This is a genomic window from Pseudoalteromonas sp. SG43-5 (genome assembly GCF_014164345.1).
Classification (GTDB): Bacteria; Pseudomonadota; Gammaproteobacteria; order Enterobacterales; family Alteromonadaceae; genus Pseudoalteromonas; species Pseudoalteromonas distincta.
Genome location: NZ_JACJFA010000005.1, coordinates 1 through 17,218 on the forward strand (window position 1 = coordinate 1; position 17,218 = coordinate 17,218).

13 protein-coding genes and 2 rRNA genes are annotated in these 17,218 nt (G+C 39.4%); 10 read left to right on the forward strand and 5 right to left on the reverse strand.

Going from position 1 to position 17,218, the window contains the following annotated elements:
* Positions 1-198: 198 nt before the first annotated feature.
* From rrf (H5161_RS06820) to glsB, 3 genes are all read left to right on the forward strand, one after another.
* A 5S ribosomal RNA gene (gene rrf / locus H5161_RS06820) occupies positions 199-313 on the forward strand.
* 62 nt (positions 314-375) lie between these two features.
* A 5S ribosomal RNA gene (gene rrf / locus H5161_RS06825) occupies positions 376-490 on the forward strand.
* 357 nt (positions 491-847) lie between these two features.
* Positions 848-1,771 (forward strand): glutaminase B, encoded by a 924-nt coding sequence (gene glsB, locus H5161_RS06830; RefSeq protein ID WP_002961081.1) that lies wholly within the window; start codon positions 848-850, stop codon positions 1,769-1,771.
* Positions 1,772-1,807: 36 nt separating this feature from the next.
* Here glsB and H5161_RS06835 read toward each other — a convergent pair whose 3' ends face one another.
* A complete protein-coding gene (locus H5161_RS06835; protein WP_033021433.1) occupies positions 1,808-3,112 on the reverse strand; it encodes an inosine/guanosine kinase in 1,305 nt (434 codons plus the stop codon).
* Positions 3,113-3,290: 178 nt separating this feature from the next.
* On the opposite strand from H5161_RS06835, the gene tadA reads away from it, so the two are divergent.
* Entirely contained in the window at positions 3,291-3,806 is a 516-nt protein-coding gene (tadA, locus tag H5161_RS06840) for a tRNA adenosine(34) deaminase TadA (protein WP_002961078.1), read from the forward strand.
* Positions 3,807-3,808: 2 nt separating this feature from the next.
* On the opposite strand, the gene H5161_RS06845 is transcribed toward tadA, so the two are convergent.
* Positions 3,809-3,976 (reverse strand): hypothetical protein, encoded by a 168-nt coding sequence (locus tag H5161_RS06845; protein WP_002961076.1) that lies wholly within the window; start codon positions 3,974-3,976, stop codon positions 3,809-3,811.
* A 164-nt stretch (positions 3,977-4,140) separates the two neighbouring features.
* The gene (gene mltF, locus H5161_RS06850; protein ID WP_182712290.1) at positions 4,141-5,649 is read right to left on the reverse strand and encodes a membrane-bound lytic murein transglycosylase MltF; all 1,509 of its coding nucleotides are present in this window, start codon (positions 5,647-5,649) and stop codon (positions 4,141-4,143) included.
* Between the two features lie 211 nt (positions 5,650-5,860).
* On the opposite strand from mltF, the gene purL reads away from it, so the two are divergent.
* The 4 genes from purL to H5161_RS06870 all read left to right on the forward strand — a co-directional run bounded on the left by purL (position 5,861) and on the right by H5161_RS06870 (position 13,020).
* Positions 5,861-9,751: a phosphoribosylformylglycinamidine synthase gene (gene purL / locus H5161_RS06855; protein ID WP_182768984.1), complete on the forward strand. Its 3,891-nt coding sequence runs from the start codon at positions 5,861-5,863 to the stop codon at positions 9,749-9,751.
* Between the two features lie 277 nt (positions 9,752-10,028).
* Positions 10,029-12,479: a YdbH domain-containing protein gene (locus tag H5161_RS06860; protein WP_182768985.1), complete on the forward strand. Its 2,451-nt coding sequence runs from the start codon at positions 10,029-10,031 to the stop codon at positions 12,477-12,479.
* A gap of 2 nt (positions 12,480-12,481) precedes the next feature.
* On the forward strand, positions 12,482-12,679 hold the full coding sequence (locus H5161_RS06865) for a YnbE family lipoprotein (RefSeq protein WP_007378800.1): 198 nt from the start codon (positions 12,482-12,484) through the stop codon (positions 12,677-12,679).
* Positions 12,680-12,690: 11 nt separating this feature from the next.
* Positions 12,691-13,020, forward strand: a complete 330-nt coding sequence (locus tag H5161_RS06870; protein WP_002961068.1) for a YdbL family protein — start codon at positions 12,691-12,693, stop codon at positions 13,018-13,020.
* A 48-nt stretch (positions 13,021-13,068) separates the two neighbouring features.
* Here the strand turns inward: H5161_RS06870 and H5161_RS06875 are convergent, their stop codons facing one another.
* Both H5161_RS06875 and waaA read right to left on the reverse strand, forming a co-directional pair.
* Positions 13,069-13,617: a DUF1415 domain-containing protein gene (locus H5161_RS06875; protein ID WP_002961067.1), complete on the reverse strand. Its 549-nt coding sequence runs from the start codon at positions 13,615-13,617 to the stop codon at positions 13,069-13,071.
* A complete protein-coding gene (gene waaA / locus H5161_RS06880) occupies positions 13,614-14,897 on the reverse strand; it encodes a lipid IV(A) 3-deoxy-D-manno-octulosonic acid transferase (protein ID WP_182768986.1) in 1,284 nt (427 codons plus the stop codon). Before waaA ends, H5161_RS06875 begins: the two co-directional genes overlap by 4 nt.
* 182 nt (positions 14,898-15,079) lie before the next feature.
* Here waaA and H5161_RS06885 point away from each other — a divergent pair, with 182 nt between their 5' ends.
* Complete coding sequence (locus H5161_RS06885) at positions 15,080-15,670, forward strand: SIS domain-containing protein (RefSeq protein ID WP_002961065.1); 591 nt, start codon at positions 15,080-15,082, stop codon at positions 15,668-15,670.
* Positions 15,670-17,109, forward strand: a complete 1,440-nt coding sequence (gene hldE / locus H5161_RS06890) for a bifunctional D-glycero-beta-D-manno-heptose-7-phosphate kinase/D-glycero-beta-D-manno-heptose 1-phosphate adenylyltransferase HldE (RefSeq protein WP_182768987.1) — start codon at positions 15,670-15,672, stop codon at positions 17,107-17,109. The genes H5161_RS06885 and hldE overlap by 1 nt, the downstream gene beginning before the upstream one ends.
* The last annotated feature ends 109 nt before the right edge of the window (positions 17,110-17,218 follow it).

Genomic DNA, 17,218 nt, shown 5'->3' on the forward strand with positions numbered 1-17,218 from the left:
AGTGGTGTGAGCCATTAAGCTAACTTGTACTAATTACCCGTGAGGCTTAACCATACAACGCCAAACGCGTTTTATGCGACAGTTTGACAGAAGTTAATATGACTAAAGTAGATATTACTTAGAAAGACTTAAAAAATATTATCAGATATTTTCCAAATTCAGTTAATGCGTAGAGATACGAATTAACGCCCAAATTTGCTTGGTGACAATAGCGTTTTGGACCCACCTGATTCCATGCCGAACTCAGTAGTGAAACGAAACAGCGCCGATGATAGTGTAGCATTTGCTATGTGAAAGTAGGACATTACCAGGCTTCAAATTCAGTCGAAGGACTTTAACCTTAATAATTAAAATAAGAAAATTGAAAAGAATTTTCTTGGTGACAATAGCGTTTTGGACCCACCTGATCCCATGCCGAACTCAGTAGTGAAACGAAACAGCGCCGATGATAGTGTAGCATTTGCTATGTGAAAGTAGGACATTACCAGGATTTAATTAAGAGAAACCCGTTACAGTAATGTGACGGGTTTTTTGCTTTTTTGCTTTTTGGAATTTTGTAAATAGTCCATGCCGAACTCAGTGGCGAAATAAAATAGTTCTAAGGCGAGCCCCGCAGAAGGACGCCCCGACACAAAGATAGTGTAGCATTTGCTATGTGGCTCTCCACCGCTGTGGCACTACGATATTACCAAGATTTAATTAAGAGAAACCCGTTACAGTAATGTGACGTTTTTTGCTTTTTTAAATTAAGAAAAACATCCCCCATTAAATTCAACAACAAAACTAGTTGCGTTTATTCGCGCGTGCTAAAATCCAATTTTTATGAATGATGATATAGAGGTCTAGTTTGCCTACAGCTGATTACCAAAAGGTGCTTGATGAAATAGCACATGAAGTACGCCCTTTATTATCACAAGGAAAAGTAGCTGATTATATACCAGCCCTTGCAGAGGTCGATCCTGAGCAATTTTCTATCGCTATTTATACAACTGATGGTAAGACTGTATGTGCGGGGGATTGCTCTCAACGTTTTACCATTCAGTCTGTTTCAAAAGTTATGACACTTACTATGGCACTGCAACGTTATGGTGATGAACTTTGGCATCGAGTTGGAAAGGAGCCTTCAGGTACTGCCTTTAATTCGCTTACACAGCTTGAGTTTGAAAAAGGGATTCCTCGTAACCCTTTCATAAATGCAGGCGCAATTGTAACGTGTGATGCGTTATACAGCCGCTTATCTGCACCAATGCACTCTATGCTCGAGACCTTTAGGTTGTTAGCTGGTAATAGAGGGATAGTGATTGATAAAAAAGTCGCTAATTCTGAGTATGAATTTAGGCATCGTAATGCTGCTATGGCACATTTAATGAAGTCGTTTGGTAATTTTGAAAATGAAGTCGATGATGTTTTATGGTCTTACTTTAACTTTTGTTCTATTGAGCTCAACTGTATTGAATTAGCCAAAGCTTATAATTTTTTAGCAAATAAAGGTGTTGATAATCGATCGGGCGATCGTGTTTTAAGTAGCCGTCAAAATAAGCAGCTTAATTCGCTATTATTTACCAGTGGCTTATACGATGCTGCGGGGGATTTTGGTTACAGAGTAGGTATGCCAGGTAAATCGGGAGTGTCAGGGACTATTTTAGCCGTGTTACCAAATAAGTTTACGGTAGCTGTTTATTCTCCGGGACTTAATTCGTTTGGTAATTCGGTTGCAGGAATTGCAGCGTTGGAACTGCTATCTAAAAAGCTCGATATTTCTATTTTTTAGGAAGTTGATAGGGAGCAATGATTGCTCCCACCGTTATTATTGTTCCCAATAAACCTGTTCTAAGCAGTCTTCGCGTTCTGGTAAACCGCGAGATAAACGAGGAGAGTGCTGAACTAACACTTCATAACTAGCTCGGTTAGCATATTTACTAATTTGCGATAGTGACGAGTAAGTAATAGCTTGTTGCTGATGCTTAGCAGAGTTTGCCACATTAAGTTTATGATAAACATTTGCTGATAAGTCATGTAGCACAGCCGCTAAAGCACAATCGCCTGCACCATTGGTGTTTTTGATTGAATCAGGTCCACCCATAAATGGGGCTGTATGGCTATATGCTCTGATAGGCTCATCACACTCGGTTTTACGCATAGCACGTGAAAATTCGTATCGATTAAAATCAGGTATGGCGCCTGGTAATAATGGATATTCGGTTTCACGCTTTAAGCTTTCGTCTACGTAGCCGGCCATAAATAAGCCTTTTTCGCCAGCGGTGCAAATTACCAAATCTACCCAATCAAGTGCTTTATCGGCAGCTAGAAGAGGGTCTTCAAAACCTGTAATAGCTAACCCTTCTTCTTCGTTCATAGCAAGAATATCAACATGCTTTTCAACAAAGTTTGCCCACCAGGTCGGGTCTTGTTCAATTAAGAATTTAGTTCCGAGTGTAAGAACAACTGGCACACCTGCATCATTAGCGTATTTTACCGCTTGCATAGTCGCTTCAGTCATCGTTTCACTACCTTGCGTACGCATGAGGTAGGCACTGATCACTAATGCTGATGAATTTTCAATAAGGTTTTTATCGATAGATTCAGGACGTAAGTGATTCATTAGGCCCGCACTTATCGCAAAAGTACGCTCACCGGTTTCATCAATTAATGTAAAACAACGACCTATAGGCCCATCTACTGGTTGGAGATAGTTTAAATCTACACGGCTTGAGGTATTACATAAAAAGCGGTAAGCATAGCTACCTATTTTTATATTTTCGCTCATTACGCCTAATAAAACTGAGCGATCATCTGCAAGTACAGAGTAGTTGTGCATAGTGTTACCAATGGTCCCACCGGCAAACTCAAAATCAACCATATCGTTTAATTTTAAACGATCGTATAAGGCGTTCGTTATGTCGCTATCAATAACTTGTGACATACCTCTACGTAGTTGAAATTCGTCAAGGAAAGCTTGATCAACTTTTGCCTCTATATCAACAACGATCTGATCGATACCCGTAATATAACTACGTTGTAATCGCTCTGTTGCGTTAAGTTGATTAGTAAGTGGATCTTTGGCTTCCACTGGAAAATAATGTTTATGCCTGCGGCGTCCAGGAAATTTCATTTGCTACCCGTGTTGTGAGCTAAATAAAAAAAGCGTGAGATTATAGCGTAAATCCACACTAGTGAGCCATTACAAACAGGTAAATATCGTTTTATTTTTGCAATAAAGTAATGAATGACGCACTTTAGAGTGCTAACTAGGTATAATTACAGCATAAAAAGTTATTTAAGTAGAAAGAATGAACGAGCCATTTAATGATTCCTACTGGATGGAGCAAGCGCTTTTGTATGCAAAGCAAGCAGAGTTGCTTGATGAAATTCCGGTTGGAGCAATTGTAGTAAAAGATAACCAGCTAATTTCAGTGGGGTACAACCGCTCAATAACGGATAACGACCCATCAGCCCATGCGGAAATGATTGCAGTGCGAGAAGCTGGAAAAGTACTTAATAATTACCGCTTAATTGATTGCACACTATATGTAACGTTAGAGCCTTGCTCTATGTGTGCAGGACTGTTGGTGCATAGCAGAATAAAGCGTTTAGTATTTGGTGCCCTCGATGCTAAAACAGGGTCTGCAGGTTCAATTATGAACTTATTACAAGAGCCGAGGTTAAATCATCAAGTTGAGGTGTGCGGTGGTGTTTTGGCACAGCAATGCGGTGATACTATTTCGAATTTTTTTAAGCGTAGAAGAGCGCAAATTAAAGCAGCTAAGAAAGCTGCTCGTGATGAACAAATAAATAAACCTAGCTAGAGTTAACTAGCGATTGGCTCTATTTCTGTTTCAGCCATTTGCTGCATAGCAAACATTCGGCGGCGCCAGATGATTTTTTTGTGCAGTTTTCTTAGCATAACACGACGACGTGTGGCTGTTGAATAAATCACATTGCGTTTTAATTTTTGTGTGCGTCTACGTTTTAGCATGTTTTCTCCTAATGCAAGAGTGAGAAAGGCGCAGGGTATATCTTATAAAATAATAATATACAAGTAATACACATTAGTGATCATTTGATGACAAGTAAACAGATATTTAATTTACTTAAATTTTGCTTACTGGTTTGCTCAAAAAACTGATACCTATATAAATCTTAGTTATTGTTTTCACTCGGTTGTTCGGGCTCAATTATAGGCTGTTGTTTTTCTGTTTGCGCTTCATCTTTGTTACTTTTATCGTCACTTTCTTCATTTAAGTTTGGCTCGGTATCAGTGCTCTGCTCTGTGATTGGTTCTGGCTCAGACTCTACAGCAATAGCATTATTCTCATCTAGCCAAACAAGTGCATCGTAATAGCGACGAATATTATCAACATATTTAACCGCTACATCGCCACGCGCATAACCATAGCGAGTTTTACGGTAATAGCGCTTTTTAATTAACAGCGGTAAGCGTTTTTTTACATCAGCCCATTTATCAGGGCTTGCGCCTTGCTGCTCGGTAATTATACGCGCGTCGTTAACGTGCCCCCAACCTACATTGTAAGCCGCTAGTGCAAGCCATGTTCTATCAGGTTGAGGAATTCTATCAGGTATACGCTTAATCAGTTTACTTAAATACTTACCACCACCGCGAATATTTTGCTCTGGCTCTAAGCGGTTGGTAACACCTACTTGTTTTGCTGTACTGCGGGTTAGCATCATAATACCGCGAACGCCTGTTGGCGATTTAGCACGAGGATTCCACATAGATTCTTGATAGCTAAGTGCCGCTAATAAACGCCAATCAAGGCTACCAGCATATTGTTCAAACCATGGTTGGTATGTTGGTAAGGTTTCTTTGATAGCTTCGATATAAGCAAGGGTATTTACATAGTTAAATTGGCGTACGTGGCCAAAGTATTTTTCTTCAAGTACGTAGAGCTGATTACTCTGTTTTATATCGCCAAAAAATGGCACTAATAAGGAATATAAAGAATCATCTTTTGATTTATTAAGTATCCATGCAATCGGGTCGTTATGACTAACAGAAAAACCGATACTTAAATTTGGATGATAACGGCGAAATAACGATAGCGTATGTGTATCAGCGAGTGTGTAATCAATCTCGCCATCAATAACTGCTTGAAGTAGTTCTTCTTCATCAAACTCTTCGCTTTCTATCCAAGTAAGATCTGGATTGTTTTTTTTCATTTTTTGCAGAGTAAGCGAATGACTACTTTTAGCGATAACAGTAAAGTTGCCATCTAAGTCGGCAAACTCTCGAGGACGAACACGTCCTTGCTTATAAACTAATTTTTGGCTGATTGTTCTGTAAGTTGGTCCATAACGGTATTGCTCTGCACGGGTTTTATTATAGGTAAGTCCTGAGGCAATTAAATCTAAATCACCGCTTTCAAGGCGTTCAAACATATCGGATAAGTTAAAAAATGGCACTATTTCAAGCTCTACACCTAGATATTCAGCAAATGCTTGAGATAGCTCATATTCAAAGCCTTGTTCACCTTGAACGGCTTGATAATAATTACTAGCACTTGCAAGTGTACCCACACGTATTTTGTTTTGTTCTTTTATTTGGGCGAGTTGAGTTGGCTGCTCTTGCATATCACATGCACATAACAGCATAACTAAAGTAATGATTATTATTAGTTTTTCTTTGAACATTGAGTGCCCCTTAAGCTCGCCAGCCACCGTTATAGCAAAACTAAGCCATCGCGTCACTTTACCTTTTATTTTATTAACCAAAAGAGGCTATAAATAAAGCTAAAAAGTTAATTTTATGAAAAGCGTAATTTTGAGTTAAATCTGAATGCTAATTGGACTATAATGCGTGCCTAAAATATCGTTCAATCCCTAACCCCGGATGAAATTACCTATGTTGATCCTTCGTGGTGCACCAGCACTTTCAGAGTTCAGAGTTAATAAAATTTTAGCGCGTTGCCAACAATCGCAACTTCCAGTCACTAACGTATACGCCGAGTATACTCACTTTGCCGATTTAACATCGCCGTTGAGTAGCTCTGAGCAAACCAAGCTTGAAAAACTATTAACTTACGGTCCAACTATTGCTGAGCATACCCCAGCTGGCAAACTTGTACTTGTTACACCTCGCCCAGGTACCATTTCACCTTGGGCATCTAAAGCTACCGACATCGCCCACAACTGTGGTTTAAAGCAGGTTCACCGTGTTGAACGCGGTATTGCTTATTATGTTGAAGGTGATTTAAACGCAGAACAACTTGCACAAGTAACTGCGTTATTGCACGACCGCATGACTGAAGCCACACACAATGAACTTGAAGATGCGGCTCAGCTGTTTCGCAGTGATGCCCCACGCCAAATGTCGTCTGTCGATATTTTAGGTGGTGGACGCGAAGCACTAGCAACAGCCAATGTTGAGCAAGGCTTTGCGCTTGCTGATGACGAAATAGACTACTTAGTAGAAAATTTTACAAAGTTAGGACGTAACCCTAACGACATCGAATTGTTTATGTTTGCACAAGCGAACTCAGAGCATTGTCGCCATAAAATATTTAATGCTGACTGGACAATCGATGGTAAAGAGCAGCCAAAATCGCTGTTTAAAATGATTAAAAATACGTTTGAGCTAAATCCTGAAAATGTATTGTCGGCGTATAAAGATAACGCGGCAGTAATGAAAGGCTCAAAAGCGGGTCGCTTCTTCCCAAATGCGCAAGGTGAATATGCGTATCATCAAGAAGACATTGAAATACTAATGAAAGTTGAAACTCATAACCACCCAACAGCTATTGCGCCATTCTCAGGTGCTGCTACAGGTTCTGGTGGTGAGATTCGCGATGAAGGCGCAACTGGTCGTGGCTCTAAGCCAAAAGCAGGGTTAGTTGGCTTTACTGTATCAAATTTACGTATTCCAGGTTATGAGCAACCGTGGGAAAGCGATTTTGGTAAGCCGGGTCGTATTGTAAACGCACTTGATATAATGACAGAAGGTCCACTAGGTGGCGCTGCATTTAATAATGAGTTTGGTCGTCCTAACTTATTAGGCTACTTCCGTACTTACGAAGAAAAAGTAACAAGCCATAATGGTGAAGAAGTACGTGGTTACCATAAACCAATTATGCTTGCCGGTGGTTTAGGTAATATTCGCTCTGATCATGTTCAAAAAGGTGATATTCCTGTAGGCGCTAAATTAATTGCGCTAGGCGGGCCTGCAATGAACATTGGTTTAGGCGGTGGTGCTGCATCAAGTATGGCCTCAGGTCAGTCAAACGAAGATTTAGACTTTGCTTCAGTACAGCGCGAAAACCCAGAAATGGAACGTCGTTGCCAAGAAGTTATCGATAAATGTTGGCAGCTAGGCGATGAAAACCCAATCGCGTTTATCCATGATGTAGGTGCCGGCGGTTTATCTAACGCGTTTCCTGAGCTTGTTAATGATGGCGGACGTGGTGGTAAGTTCCAATTACGTAGCATCCCTAACGATGAGCCAGGCATGGCACCACACGAAATTTGGTGTAATGAATCACAAGAGCGTTATGTACTCGCTGTTGGCGTAGAGGACTTTGACCGCTTTGAAGCAATTTGTAAGCGCGAACGTGCCCAGTACGCTGTTATTGGTGAAGCAACAGCTGAACCTCACTTAACTGTGTCAGACAGCCACTTTGAAAATAACCCTGTTGATTTGCCGCTGGACGTATTATTAGGTAAAGCACCTAAAATGCACCGCGATGTAACGTCAAAGCAAGTTGTTGGCAAAGCGCTTGATATCACATCAATAAATGCAGCAGATGCAGCGCAGCGATTAATGCGTTTACCAACCATTGCAGAAAAAACATTCTTAATAACAATCGGCGATCGCTCAGTTACGGGTTTAGTAGCGCGCGACCAAATGGTTGGTCCTTGGCAAGTACCTGTTGCTAACTGTGCTGTAACTGCGGCAACGTATGATACTTACCACGGTGAAGCTATGTCACTCGGTGAGCGTACTCCGGCTGCATTACTTAATTACGGTGCATCTGCTCGTTTAGCTGTGGCAGAGTCGTTAACTAATATTGCCTGTGCAAATATTGGTAGCCTTGAAAACATTAAGTTATCGGCAAACTGGATGGCAGCAGCGGGTCACCCAGGTGAAGATGCTGGTTTATATGAAGCTGTTAAAGCCGTAGGCGAAGAGCTTTGTCCTGCGCTTGGTTTAACGATTCCTGTAGGTAAAGATTCTATGTCGATGAAAACGACATGGAAAGATGAAGGTGACTCACAAGAGAAGTCAGTAACATCGCCGCTTTCACTGGTTATAACTGCGTTTGGTCGTGTTGACGACGTACGTAAAACAGTAACTCCACAACTGCGCACAGATAAAGGCGATACATCGCTTATATTAGTTGATTTAGGTGCGGGTAAAAACCGCATGGGCGCATCAAGCCTTGCACAAGTTTATAAGCAATTAGGTGATGTAACCCCTGATGTTGATAGCCCTGAGTTATTAAAAGGCTTCTATAACGCAATGCAAGCACTTGTGGCTGATAGTAAGTTACTTGCTTATCATGACCGCTCAGATGGTGGTTTATTTACCACAGTAGCTGAAATGGCGTTTACGGGTCATACCGGTGTAACTGTTGATTTAGCAGCTTTAACAGGTTCAGACATTGAAGCGCTTTATAACGAAGAGCTAGGTGCGGTAATTCAAGTTGCAAATGCTGATTTAGATGCAGTAAATGCGGTGTTTGAACAACATGGTATAGCAGCCATTAGTCACAATATTGGCACGCTTAACAGTGACGATACGATTATGTTTAACCGTGGCGAAAATACGGTACTTAATCATACGCGTACTGAGCTTCGTACTATTTGGGCTGAAACAACGTATCAAATGCAAGCGCGCCGTGATAACCCTGAGTGTGCTAAGCAAGAGTTTGATGCTAAATTTGATGCAAAAGATCCAGGCTTAAACGTAAAACTTAACTTTGATTTAAATGAAGATATAGCAGCGCCATACATTGCAACCGGTGCTAAACCGCAAATGGCTATTTTACGTGAGCAGGGTGTTAACTCTCATTTAGAAATGGCGGCGGCGTTTAATCGCGCAGGTTTTGCAGCCGTTGATGTACACATGAGCGACATTTTAGAAGGTCGTTTAACACTAGAGCAATTTAAAGGTTTAGTGGCCTGTGGTGGTTTCTCATACGGTGACGTACTTGGTGCGGGTGAAGGTTGGGCTAAGTCTATTTTGTTTAACGACATGGCACGCGATCAATTCCAAAACTTTTTCCACCGTGAAGATACTTTCAGCTTAGGTGTATGTAACGGTTGCCAAATGTTATCAACGTTAAAAGAGTTGATCCCTGGTACTGAACATTGGCCGCGCTTTGTAACTAATAAATCAGAGCGTTTTGAAGCACGCTTTAGTTTAGTAGAAATACAAGAGAATCCGTCTGTGTTCTTTAACGGAATGGCTGGCTCGCGTATGCCTATAGCGGTTTCTCATGGTGAAGGTCATGCTGAGTTTGCAAACGATGCAGCCACTAAAGCGGCGCTTGATAGCGGCACTGTAGCGGTTAAATTTGTAGATAACTACGGTAACCCTACAACGCAGTACCCAGCGAATCCTAATGGTTCTCCAGAAGGTATTACCGGTATTACGTCAACTGATGGTCGTGCCACTGTAATGATGCCGCATCCAGAACGTGTATTCAGAAGCGTTGCCAACTCTTGGCACCCAGATGAGTGGCTCGAGGATAGCCCGTGGATGCGTATGTTCCGTAATGCACGTAAAAACGTAGGTTAATTATATTTACGTTTATACAAGTTAGATTCATAATCTTACTGTAAAATAAAAAAGGCTGCATTGTGCAGCCTTTTTTGATTATACCAATCTGCTTATATATGGGGTCTATTTAACGTTAAAAAAATTACGCTAGAACTAGGCAAAAGTTTTTATATCTAGTTGTTCTAAATAAAAAACTTTTAACGACGTTATAGTGCAACTTAATTCGTTAAATTGATCAAAGATTTATGCAGGTTGGTATTAGTATAGCAAAAAGCACAAAGCATTTAAGGATAGTATGTTTAAGCGAATTGGTTTAATTGTTGGAGCTGTATTACTAAGTAACTTACTGCTTGGTTATGTATTTCGCTTGCCTTTATTACAGTGGGTTATAGCGCCTGAGCTCGAAAAAGCGGGTGTCACATTAAACTGCCTTGATTTTTCAATTACGTCTGAACTAAATATTCATGCTGATAAAGTGTGTTTAAATTATCAAAATCAACAATTACAACTTACTGGTGTTACTGCAAATACAAAGCGTGTAGATATTGAAAATGCAGTGCTAACAGTTAATCCACTCCCTAAAAGTGATAATGCTAATCAGCTTGCTAAAAATCTCGATTTAGCACTTCCCTTAAATCGCCCATTAATCAATATTAAACAGCTTGTAGTAAAAAGTGATGAGCTCAATAAGCCACTTAAAATAAGCATATTAGAACCCGAATTAAATAAATTTAATGTCTCAGGTGATATAAACGCAAGTGCAATTTTGACTGCTAATAAAGTAAGGGGTCAGTTTGAAATTAATGACACTTTTTTAAAGCACGTTATAAACACTAAAAATACATTAATAGCAGATTTTAACTTTAATACTCAGCAAGCATTTAGCTTTGATGGTATAGAACTTGAGTTAAATGGCGATATTAGCTCCCAGTTTGCTCACACGTATGAGCAGTGCAAAGTTAACGTATTAACCACTGGTAAATTGGCGACGCGTTTTAATTTAAATAGCCAAGCGTTAATGTTTAATACCGATTTGCTTAATAACAAAATTAATTTAACACCAAGCTGTACTGAGTTAATTCCACCAAGTGAATATGCAGGCTTTATTAGCAAACAAGTTCCTTTAAATTGGCAACTTAAACTCCCTCAATCAATTAGCTTAGAGGCTAGTGGGTTGAGGGTACCTGCAATTAATTTGGTAAGCGTGGGCGATAAGCAATTTGATATTTTAATAACAGATACAACACTAAATATTACATCTCCATTTAAAGACTTACAGTCAACTTTATCAGCTCAAATAAATACACCCGATATAAATAATATTAACGTTAATGCTCAGTTATCTGGCACTGCAATTAAAGGCGATTACGCCGTTATGCTTGAAAATTTACCTGAGTTTGTACCCGCAACAGCGGATGGGCTTAGCCTTAGTGGTCACTTTAATATAAGTGAGTTTATAGACTCAAAACCAATTGGGCTTATAAATGCTAAATTAACGCTTAATAGTGTAGATGCGTTTAATATAAGTGCAGTGCAATACCAAGGTGATTTAATAGCAAAAATGGATAAGCAGTTAAATGCAGAAGTAACATTAACTCAGCAATTAAAAAGCGCAGAAAATAAAGAATTTAAAGTCACAGATATAAGTAACACATTAACAGCAAACGCTAATTTAGGCGTGGGCGAGTTATTTGCCGAGTTAATAGCAAAAACGAATATAAAAGCTGTTAATAGCCCCGACATAAAACTTAATAATATAAAAGTAGAGTCTACGGGCTTGCAAAGCCGAGCGCTAAAAGCCACGCATCATGTATTTGTAAACGATGTAGAGTTAGTGATAAATCATCATGTATCGTCGCAAGCTCATCCGTTTGAAGTGATTATTCCTGAGCAAAGTGTACTGCCATTAAATACTTTTATTAATCAATTTGAGCCACTTTCACAGCTAACTGAGGGCGAATTTAATGGCTATATTAGTGGCGATGTAAACTTGCAAAATGCATCGTTCAATATGGGAATTAGTCATACAAGTGCATTGTATAACGATTACCTTGCGAGTGATTTAAGCAGTACATTTAGCGGGGAATATAATTCAGGTAAGCTTAATGTAAAACCAACTACCTTTAATTTAAATGAATTTAGAGCCGGTGCCGTAGTTAAAACTATTAAAGGTCAATGGCAAGTTAATAACAATACCGCGCTTATAAATGATGTAAAAGGAAGTGTGTTTGGTGGTGAGTTTTCATTAGATAGCTACACAGTAGGGAAGCCAAATCAAGTTGCTAATGTTAAGTTTGAAAATATTGATGCAAGCAAACTTGTTACACTCGACGATAAGTCGGGCATTGTATTAACGGGACGCTTGGCGGGGTCTTTACCGGTTCACTTTGATAGTGGAAAAATTGAAATAATTGACGGTAGCTTATTTAGCCAAGGAACAGGTAATTTAAAAATTACCAATAATGCCGCTTTTGATTCAGTAATGCAGCAACAGCAAGAGTTACAACCTGTGTTAGGGCTATTAACTAATTTAGATATTCAAAAACTTAATAGCAGTGTGGCACTAAAAAATGATGGTTGGTTAAAACTAGGGGTTAATTTGCAAGGCTATAATAAAGCAGAGCAGCAGCAGGTTAACTTTAATTATAACCACGAAGAAAACGTATTTACACTTTTACGCGCACTGCGTTTAAGTGACGAAATTACACAAAAAGTTGAGCAACAATACTCACAAAAAGGAAACTAATAATGAGACAGTCGTTATTGATAAAAGTACTGCTCGCGCTGAGTGCTATTAGTGCACTCAGTGCTTGCACGCATCGTGTTGAGGTGTCTGCTAAAGAGCCCATTACTATTAATTTAAATGTGAAGGTCGATCACGAAATTCGCGTAAAAGTAGATAAAGAACTCGACAATTTATTTAGTGACGACAGTGAGTTATTTTGAGGAGCTAGAACATGAATACGAAGAAAAAATTAAATATTATTACGTTAGTTAGTGCAGTATGTATGTCTTTCTCTGCTTGGGCTATTAGCCTTGATGACGCTAAAAACCAAGGTCTAGTAGGTGAAGATAGCTCTGGTTATTTAGGACTTGTTGTACAAAACGCAGAGGCAAAAGCCGTTGTTGATGACATAAATGCAAAGCGTAAAGCGCAGTACTTAAAGCTCGCTAAAAAGAATAACTTGTCGCTTTCACAAGTAGAAGCACTTGCTGCTGCTAAAACAATTGAAAAAACCCAAAGTGGTCATTACGTTGAAGTAAATGGTAACTGGGTTAAAAAATAAGCGTTTGTTATTGTCTTGTTCTGCACAAACCAAAATAAAACCGAGCATTTAAGCGCTCGGTTTTTTACAGCCTTCAAGTAACTGCTGCCAAAAATCAATCCCCTTACGCCTTGCTAGATTTATATTATGCTCAGGAATAGATTCAGGCTCGTTATAACTATCAAGTGCTTCGCTCATACTTGCTTCGCGGATTAAATGCAATGTAGGAAAGGGCGCTCTATTTGTGTAGTTTGCGGCATCGGTTTCATCACTGTCAGCAAATACGTAATCAGGATGAAAATTAGCGATTTGATACTTACCTTCAAAGCCTTGCGCGACTAAAAGTGCATTAGCTAAATCGACCAAGTCTAAAAAGTCTTCAAAGTCACTAAAGCCATTGTCAAACATGATAAGGGTTGTTTCGCGCTCTGGTTCACGGTCAAGCTCAACACATTGCTCAAGCATATCCATTACAGCATCATCCATGCTCGTTGCAGAGCTTACTATGTAATGAATACAGTTATTTTCCACTTCTTTACGTGCAAATGGGCAAAAGTTATATTTAACAATAACAGATGACACCCATTCACGGGTTTGGCTTATAGCTATGTTGGTCACGGTTTTGGCTCTAAATATTGATTAATAATGTTAAGTGTTTTTTGTATAGCACCTTGGTTTTTAGCTACGCATTGCGCAGCTTTAATACCTAAGGTTTGGCACGCTTTTGTGTTTTGGCTAAACGTTATAAGCTGCTTAGCTAGTTCGTCGTTACTATCAACCACTACAGCACCTTTGAGCTTTATTAGCTCTGGATAAACATGGTCAAAATTGTATGTGTGTGGACCTGTTATTACACCTACCGAAAACGCTGCTGATTCCAGTGGGTTATGCCCACCTCTGCGAATTAAGCTGCCACCAATAAAGCTCACATTTGCAGCGCCATATAAACACTGTAATTCACCAAGCGTATCAGCAAGGAGTATTTGCTCATTATTATAGTTATTTTGGCTACGACGGCTAAAGCTAAGTGGGCTTTGCGTTAAAAGCTCTGCCATTTTGTCAAATTGCTCTGGATGGCGCGGGGCAATTATAAGTAATGCGTTCGGTTGCTTTTTTAGTAATTCTTGATGGGCTAAAAGTACCAGCTCATGCTCAACAGGATGTGTTGAGCCTGCCACCCATACAAAGCGTTCATTACTACTATAAAGCTGTTTAAGGTTGAGTACTTTAGCTAGTTGCTCTTCACTTGGTGTTATATCAAATTTTATTGAGCCTGTTACATAGCTTTTTGAAGCTTCAAGACCAAGTTCAATAAAGCGTGTAGCATCTGTTTTATTGTGACTCGCAAGTACCGTAATTGAGCGCATAATAATATGCGTTAATTTAGCGACCTTTTGATAGCCCTGCTGTGACTTTTCAGAGAGTCTTGCATTGATGACAAGCACTGGTATGTTTTTTTTGTGGCTTATCGCCATTAAATTTGGCCATAGCTCGGTTTCTAAAATACATAATGCTTGTGGCTTTATACGCTTTAAAAATCGAGCCGTCGCAAACGGGAAATCGATTGGTAAATAGCTACACGCTACAGTATTTTTAAACTGGCTAAGTATTTGCTCTCTGCCTGTTGGAGTATTACAGGTTATAAGTATATTTAAATTTGGATGCACTTTTTGCAAAGCTTTAATAAGTGGCGTTGCGGCAAGTACCTCGCCAACAGAAGCACAATGAAAAACTAAAGGTTTAGTTTTAACCGTAAATAAAGACTTACTGACAAACCCAAAGCGCTCTTTAAAGTGTGCACGATAGCCTTGGTTTTTTTTACCTCGTAAAATATAGAGATAAAATACAATCAGTGGGCTAATAATAATTAATGCGAATGAGTAAAAAATGCGTGCCATACTGATCTTTCTTAAAGGGAATTGGCGTTAGTTTACCGTGAAATAGCCGTTTTCTAAACAGACTCGTTATAAAATATGGTCTGGGTTCAGTTATAACCCGATAAAATACACACAATTAAATAAAATTATGGAATAATGAATTTAATTTTTCCTGCCATTTCAGTTCCAAGAGGAATTTTTTCATGTCAATTATCGATTCAGTGGCAACTAGCTACGTTGAAACATTAAACCGTCATCAGGCATTATTTGAAACGATGGAGGCTTATCATCAAGAATCTATGCAATTGTTAGAAGCATGCCATAGTGCATTACAAGCTGGTGGCAAGATTGTTTGGTTTGGTAACGGTGGTAGTGCAGCAGATGCACAGCATTTAGCTGCAGAATTTGTAGTGCGTTATAAATTAGAACGTGGTCCGCTTGCTTCAATGGCATTGACCACCGACACCTCAATTTTAACAGCGCACAGCAACGACTATCACTTTGATACGGTATTTGAACGCCAAGTTCAAGCGTTATGTAAGCCAGAAGATTTAGTAATTGGTTTAACTACATCAGGTACTAGTAACAATATTAATTTAGCATTAGAGGCTGCAAATAAACTAGGCGCTTTTACAGTGGCATTAACTGGGCGTGATGGCGGTAAAGTAAAAGATATTGCTAAGTTACCTATTATTATAAAAAATGACGAAACAGCACGTATTCAAGAAGCTCACATGTTTATAGGTCACTGGTTATGTGAAGCCATGGATATGGTTGTTGCGGAGCAGCAGTAATGGATTTATCGTTATTAAAAAACTTATCAGCGGCACGAATATTAGTTGTTGGCGATGTAATGCTAGACCGCTATTGGTATGGTGATACAGGTCGCATTTCGCCAGAAGCGCCAGTACCGGTTGTTAAAGTAAGTAAATTTGAAGACAAAGCGGGCGGTGCAGCTAACGTTGCAAAAAATATAGCGCGGTTAGATGCAAAAGTTGGCTTATTGGGTTTAATTGGTGAGGACGAAAGCGGGCAGATTTTAGAGACCATCCTAAAAGGTGAAAAAATAAGCTCACAATTAGTGAGTGTATGTGATTTACCGACTATTTCAAAAATGCGTGTTATTAGCCGCCACCAACAATTGGTTCGACTTGATTTAGAAGAAATGTTTACTGAGCAACATAGCCAGCTTTTATTAAACCGCTTAGAGCTTGTACTTGATGAATACGACTTTATAGTGTTCTCTGATTACAGCAAAGGATCTTTAAGCTTAATTAAAGAGATGATAAGCCTTGCTAAGGGCGCCGGAAAAACGGTTTTAATCGACCCTAAATCGCCAGATTTACATTTATATGAAGGTGCTGATTACATTACACCTAACTTACATGAGTTTAAGTTAGCGGGTGGTCAAACCGATTCAGAAGAGGCTTTAGCAGCAAGTGCGCGTGATTTAATAAACAAAAATGGCATTAAAGCCATGTTACTTACGCGTTCTGAGCAAGGTATGTCGTTAATTAATGCAGATGAAAAGTTTGATTTTGCAGCACAAGAGCTTGAAGTAAGCGATGTGACTGGGGCCGGTGATACGGTTATAGCTACATTGGCCGTTATGCTTGGCGCAGGTATGGAAGCTAAAGATGCTGTCGAAATTGCTAATTTAGCGGCAGGTATAGCGGTTAGTAAATTTGGTGCAGCTACAGTTTCGCCAGAAGAGTTAAGTCGTAAGCTTGGTCAGTATTTACATACTACTGGTGAGCATTACCAAACACCATTTGATGATGTACTTCAGCATATTGAATTTGCAAAACAAAACGGCGAAACCATTGTATTCACTAATGGCTGTTTTGATATTTTACATGCGGGGCATGTACGTTATTTAGCGCAAGCTAAAGCACGAGGCGATAGACTCGTTGTTGGATTAAATAATGATGAATCAATTACGCGTTTAAAAGGGGCAGAACGTCCTATTAACTCACTAGATGAGCGTGCGATGGTACTTAGCGCACTTTCATCAGTTGATTGGGTTATTCCGTTTGGTAGCTTAGATGAAAACGACACTCCCGCTAACTTAATTGAGCAAATAAGCCCTGATATTTTAGTTAAGGGTGGCGACTACACTGTAGATCAAATCGCGGGTGCTGAGCATGTACTTCGCCATGGCGGAAAAGTTGAAGTGCTTGAATTTTTAGATGGGTGCTCAACATCAAAAGTAATAAGTAAAATTAAACAGTAATACCAATTTTATTAAAAACATGAGCATTCTAGCGTATTAAATAACTCACTAACTACGTTAAAAATTATTTATATAGAACAACTATGTATCATAATTTTAGCCTTGTTAT

Coding starts and splice junctions, on each gene's coding strand:
- waaA (WP_182768986.1), bottom strand. CDS start 14,897: ATGGCACGCATTTTTTACTCATTCGCATTAATTATTATTAGCCCACTG.
- purL (WP_182768984.1), top strand. CDS start 5,861: ATGTTGATCCTTCGTGGTGCACCAGCACTTTCAGAGTTCAGAGTTAAT.
- H5161_RS06870 (WP_002961068.1), top strand. CDS start 12,691: ATGAATACGAAGAAAAAATTAAATATTATTACGTTAGTTAGTGCAGTA.
- H5161_RS06860 (WP_182768985.1), top strand. CDS start 10,029: ATGTTTAAGCGAATTGGTTTAATTGTTGGAGCTGTATTACTAAGTAAC.
- H5161_RS06835 (WP_033021433.1), bottom strand. CDS start 3,112: ATGAAATTTCCTGGACGCCGCAGGCATAAACATTATTTTCCAGTGGAA.
- H5161_RS06865 (WP_007378800.1), top strand. CDS start 12,482: ATGAGACAGTCGTTATTGATAAAAGTACTGCTCGCGCTGAGTGCTATT.
- H5161_RS06885 (WP_002961065.1), top strand. CDS start 15,080: ATGTCAATTATCGATTCAGTGGCAACTAGCTACGTTGAAACATTAAAC.
- hldE (WP_182768987.1), top strand. CDS start 15,670: ATGGATTTATCGTTATTAAAAAACTTATCAGCGGCACGAATATTAGTT.
- tadA (WP_002961078.1), top strand. CDS start 3,291: ATGAACGAGCCATTTAATGATTCCTACTGGATGGAGCAAGCGCTTTTG.
- mltF (WP_182712290.1), bottom strand. CDS start 5,649: ATGTTCAAAGAAAAACTAATAATAATCATTACTTTAGTTATGCTGTTA.
- H5161_RS06845 (WP_002961076.1), bottom strand. CDS start 3,976: ATGCTAAAACGTAGACGCACACAAAAATTAAAACGCAATGTGATTTAT.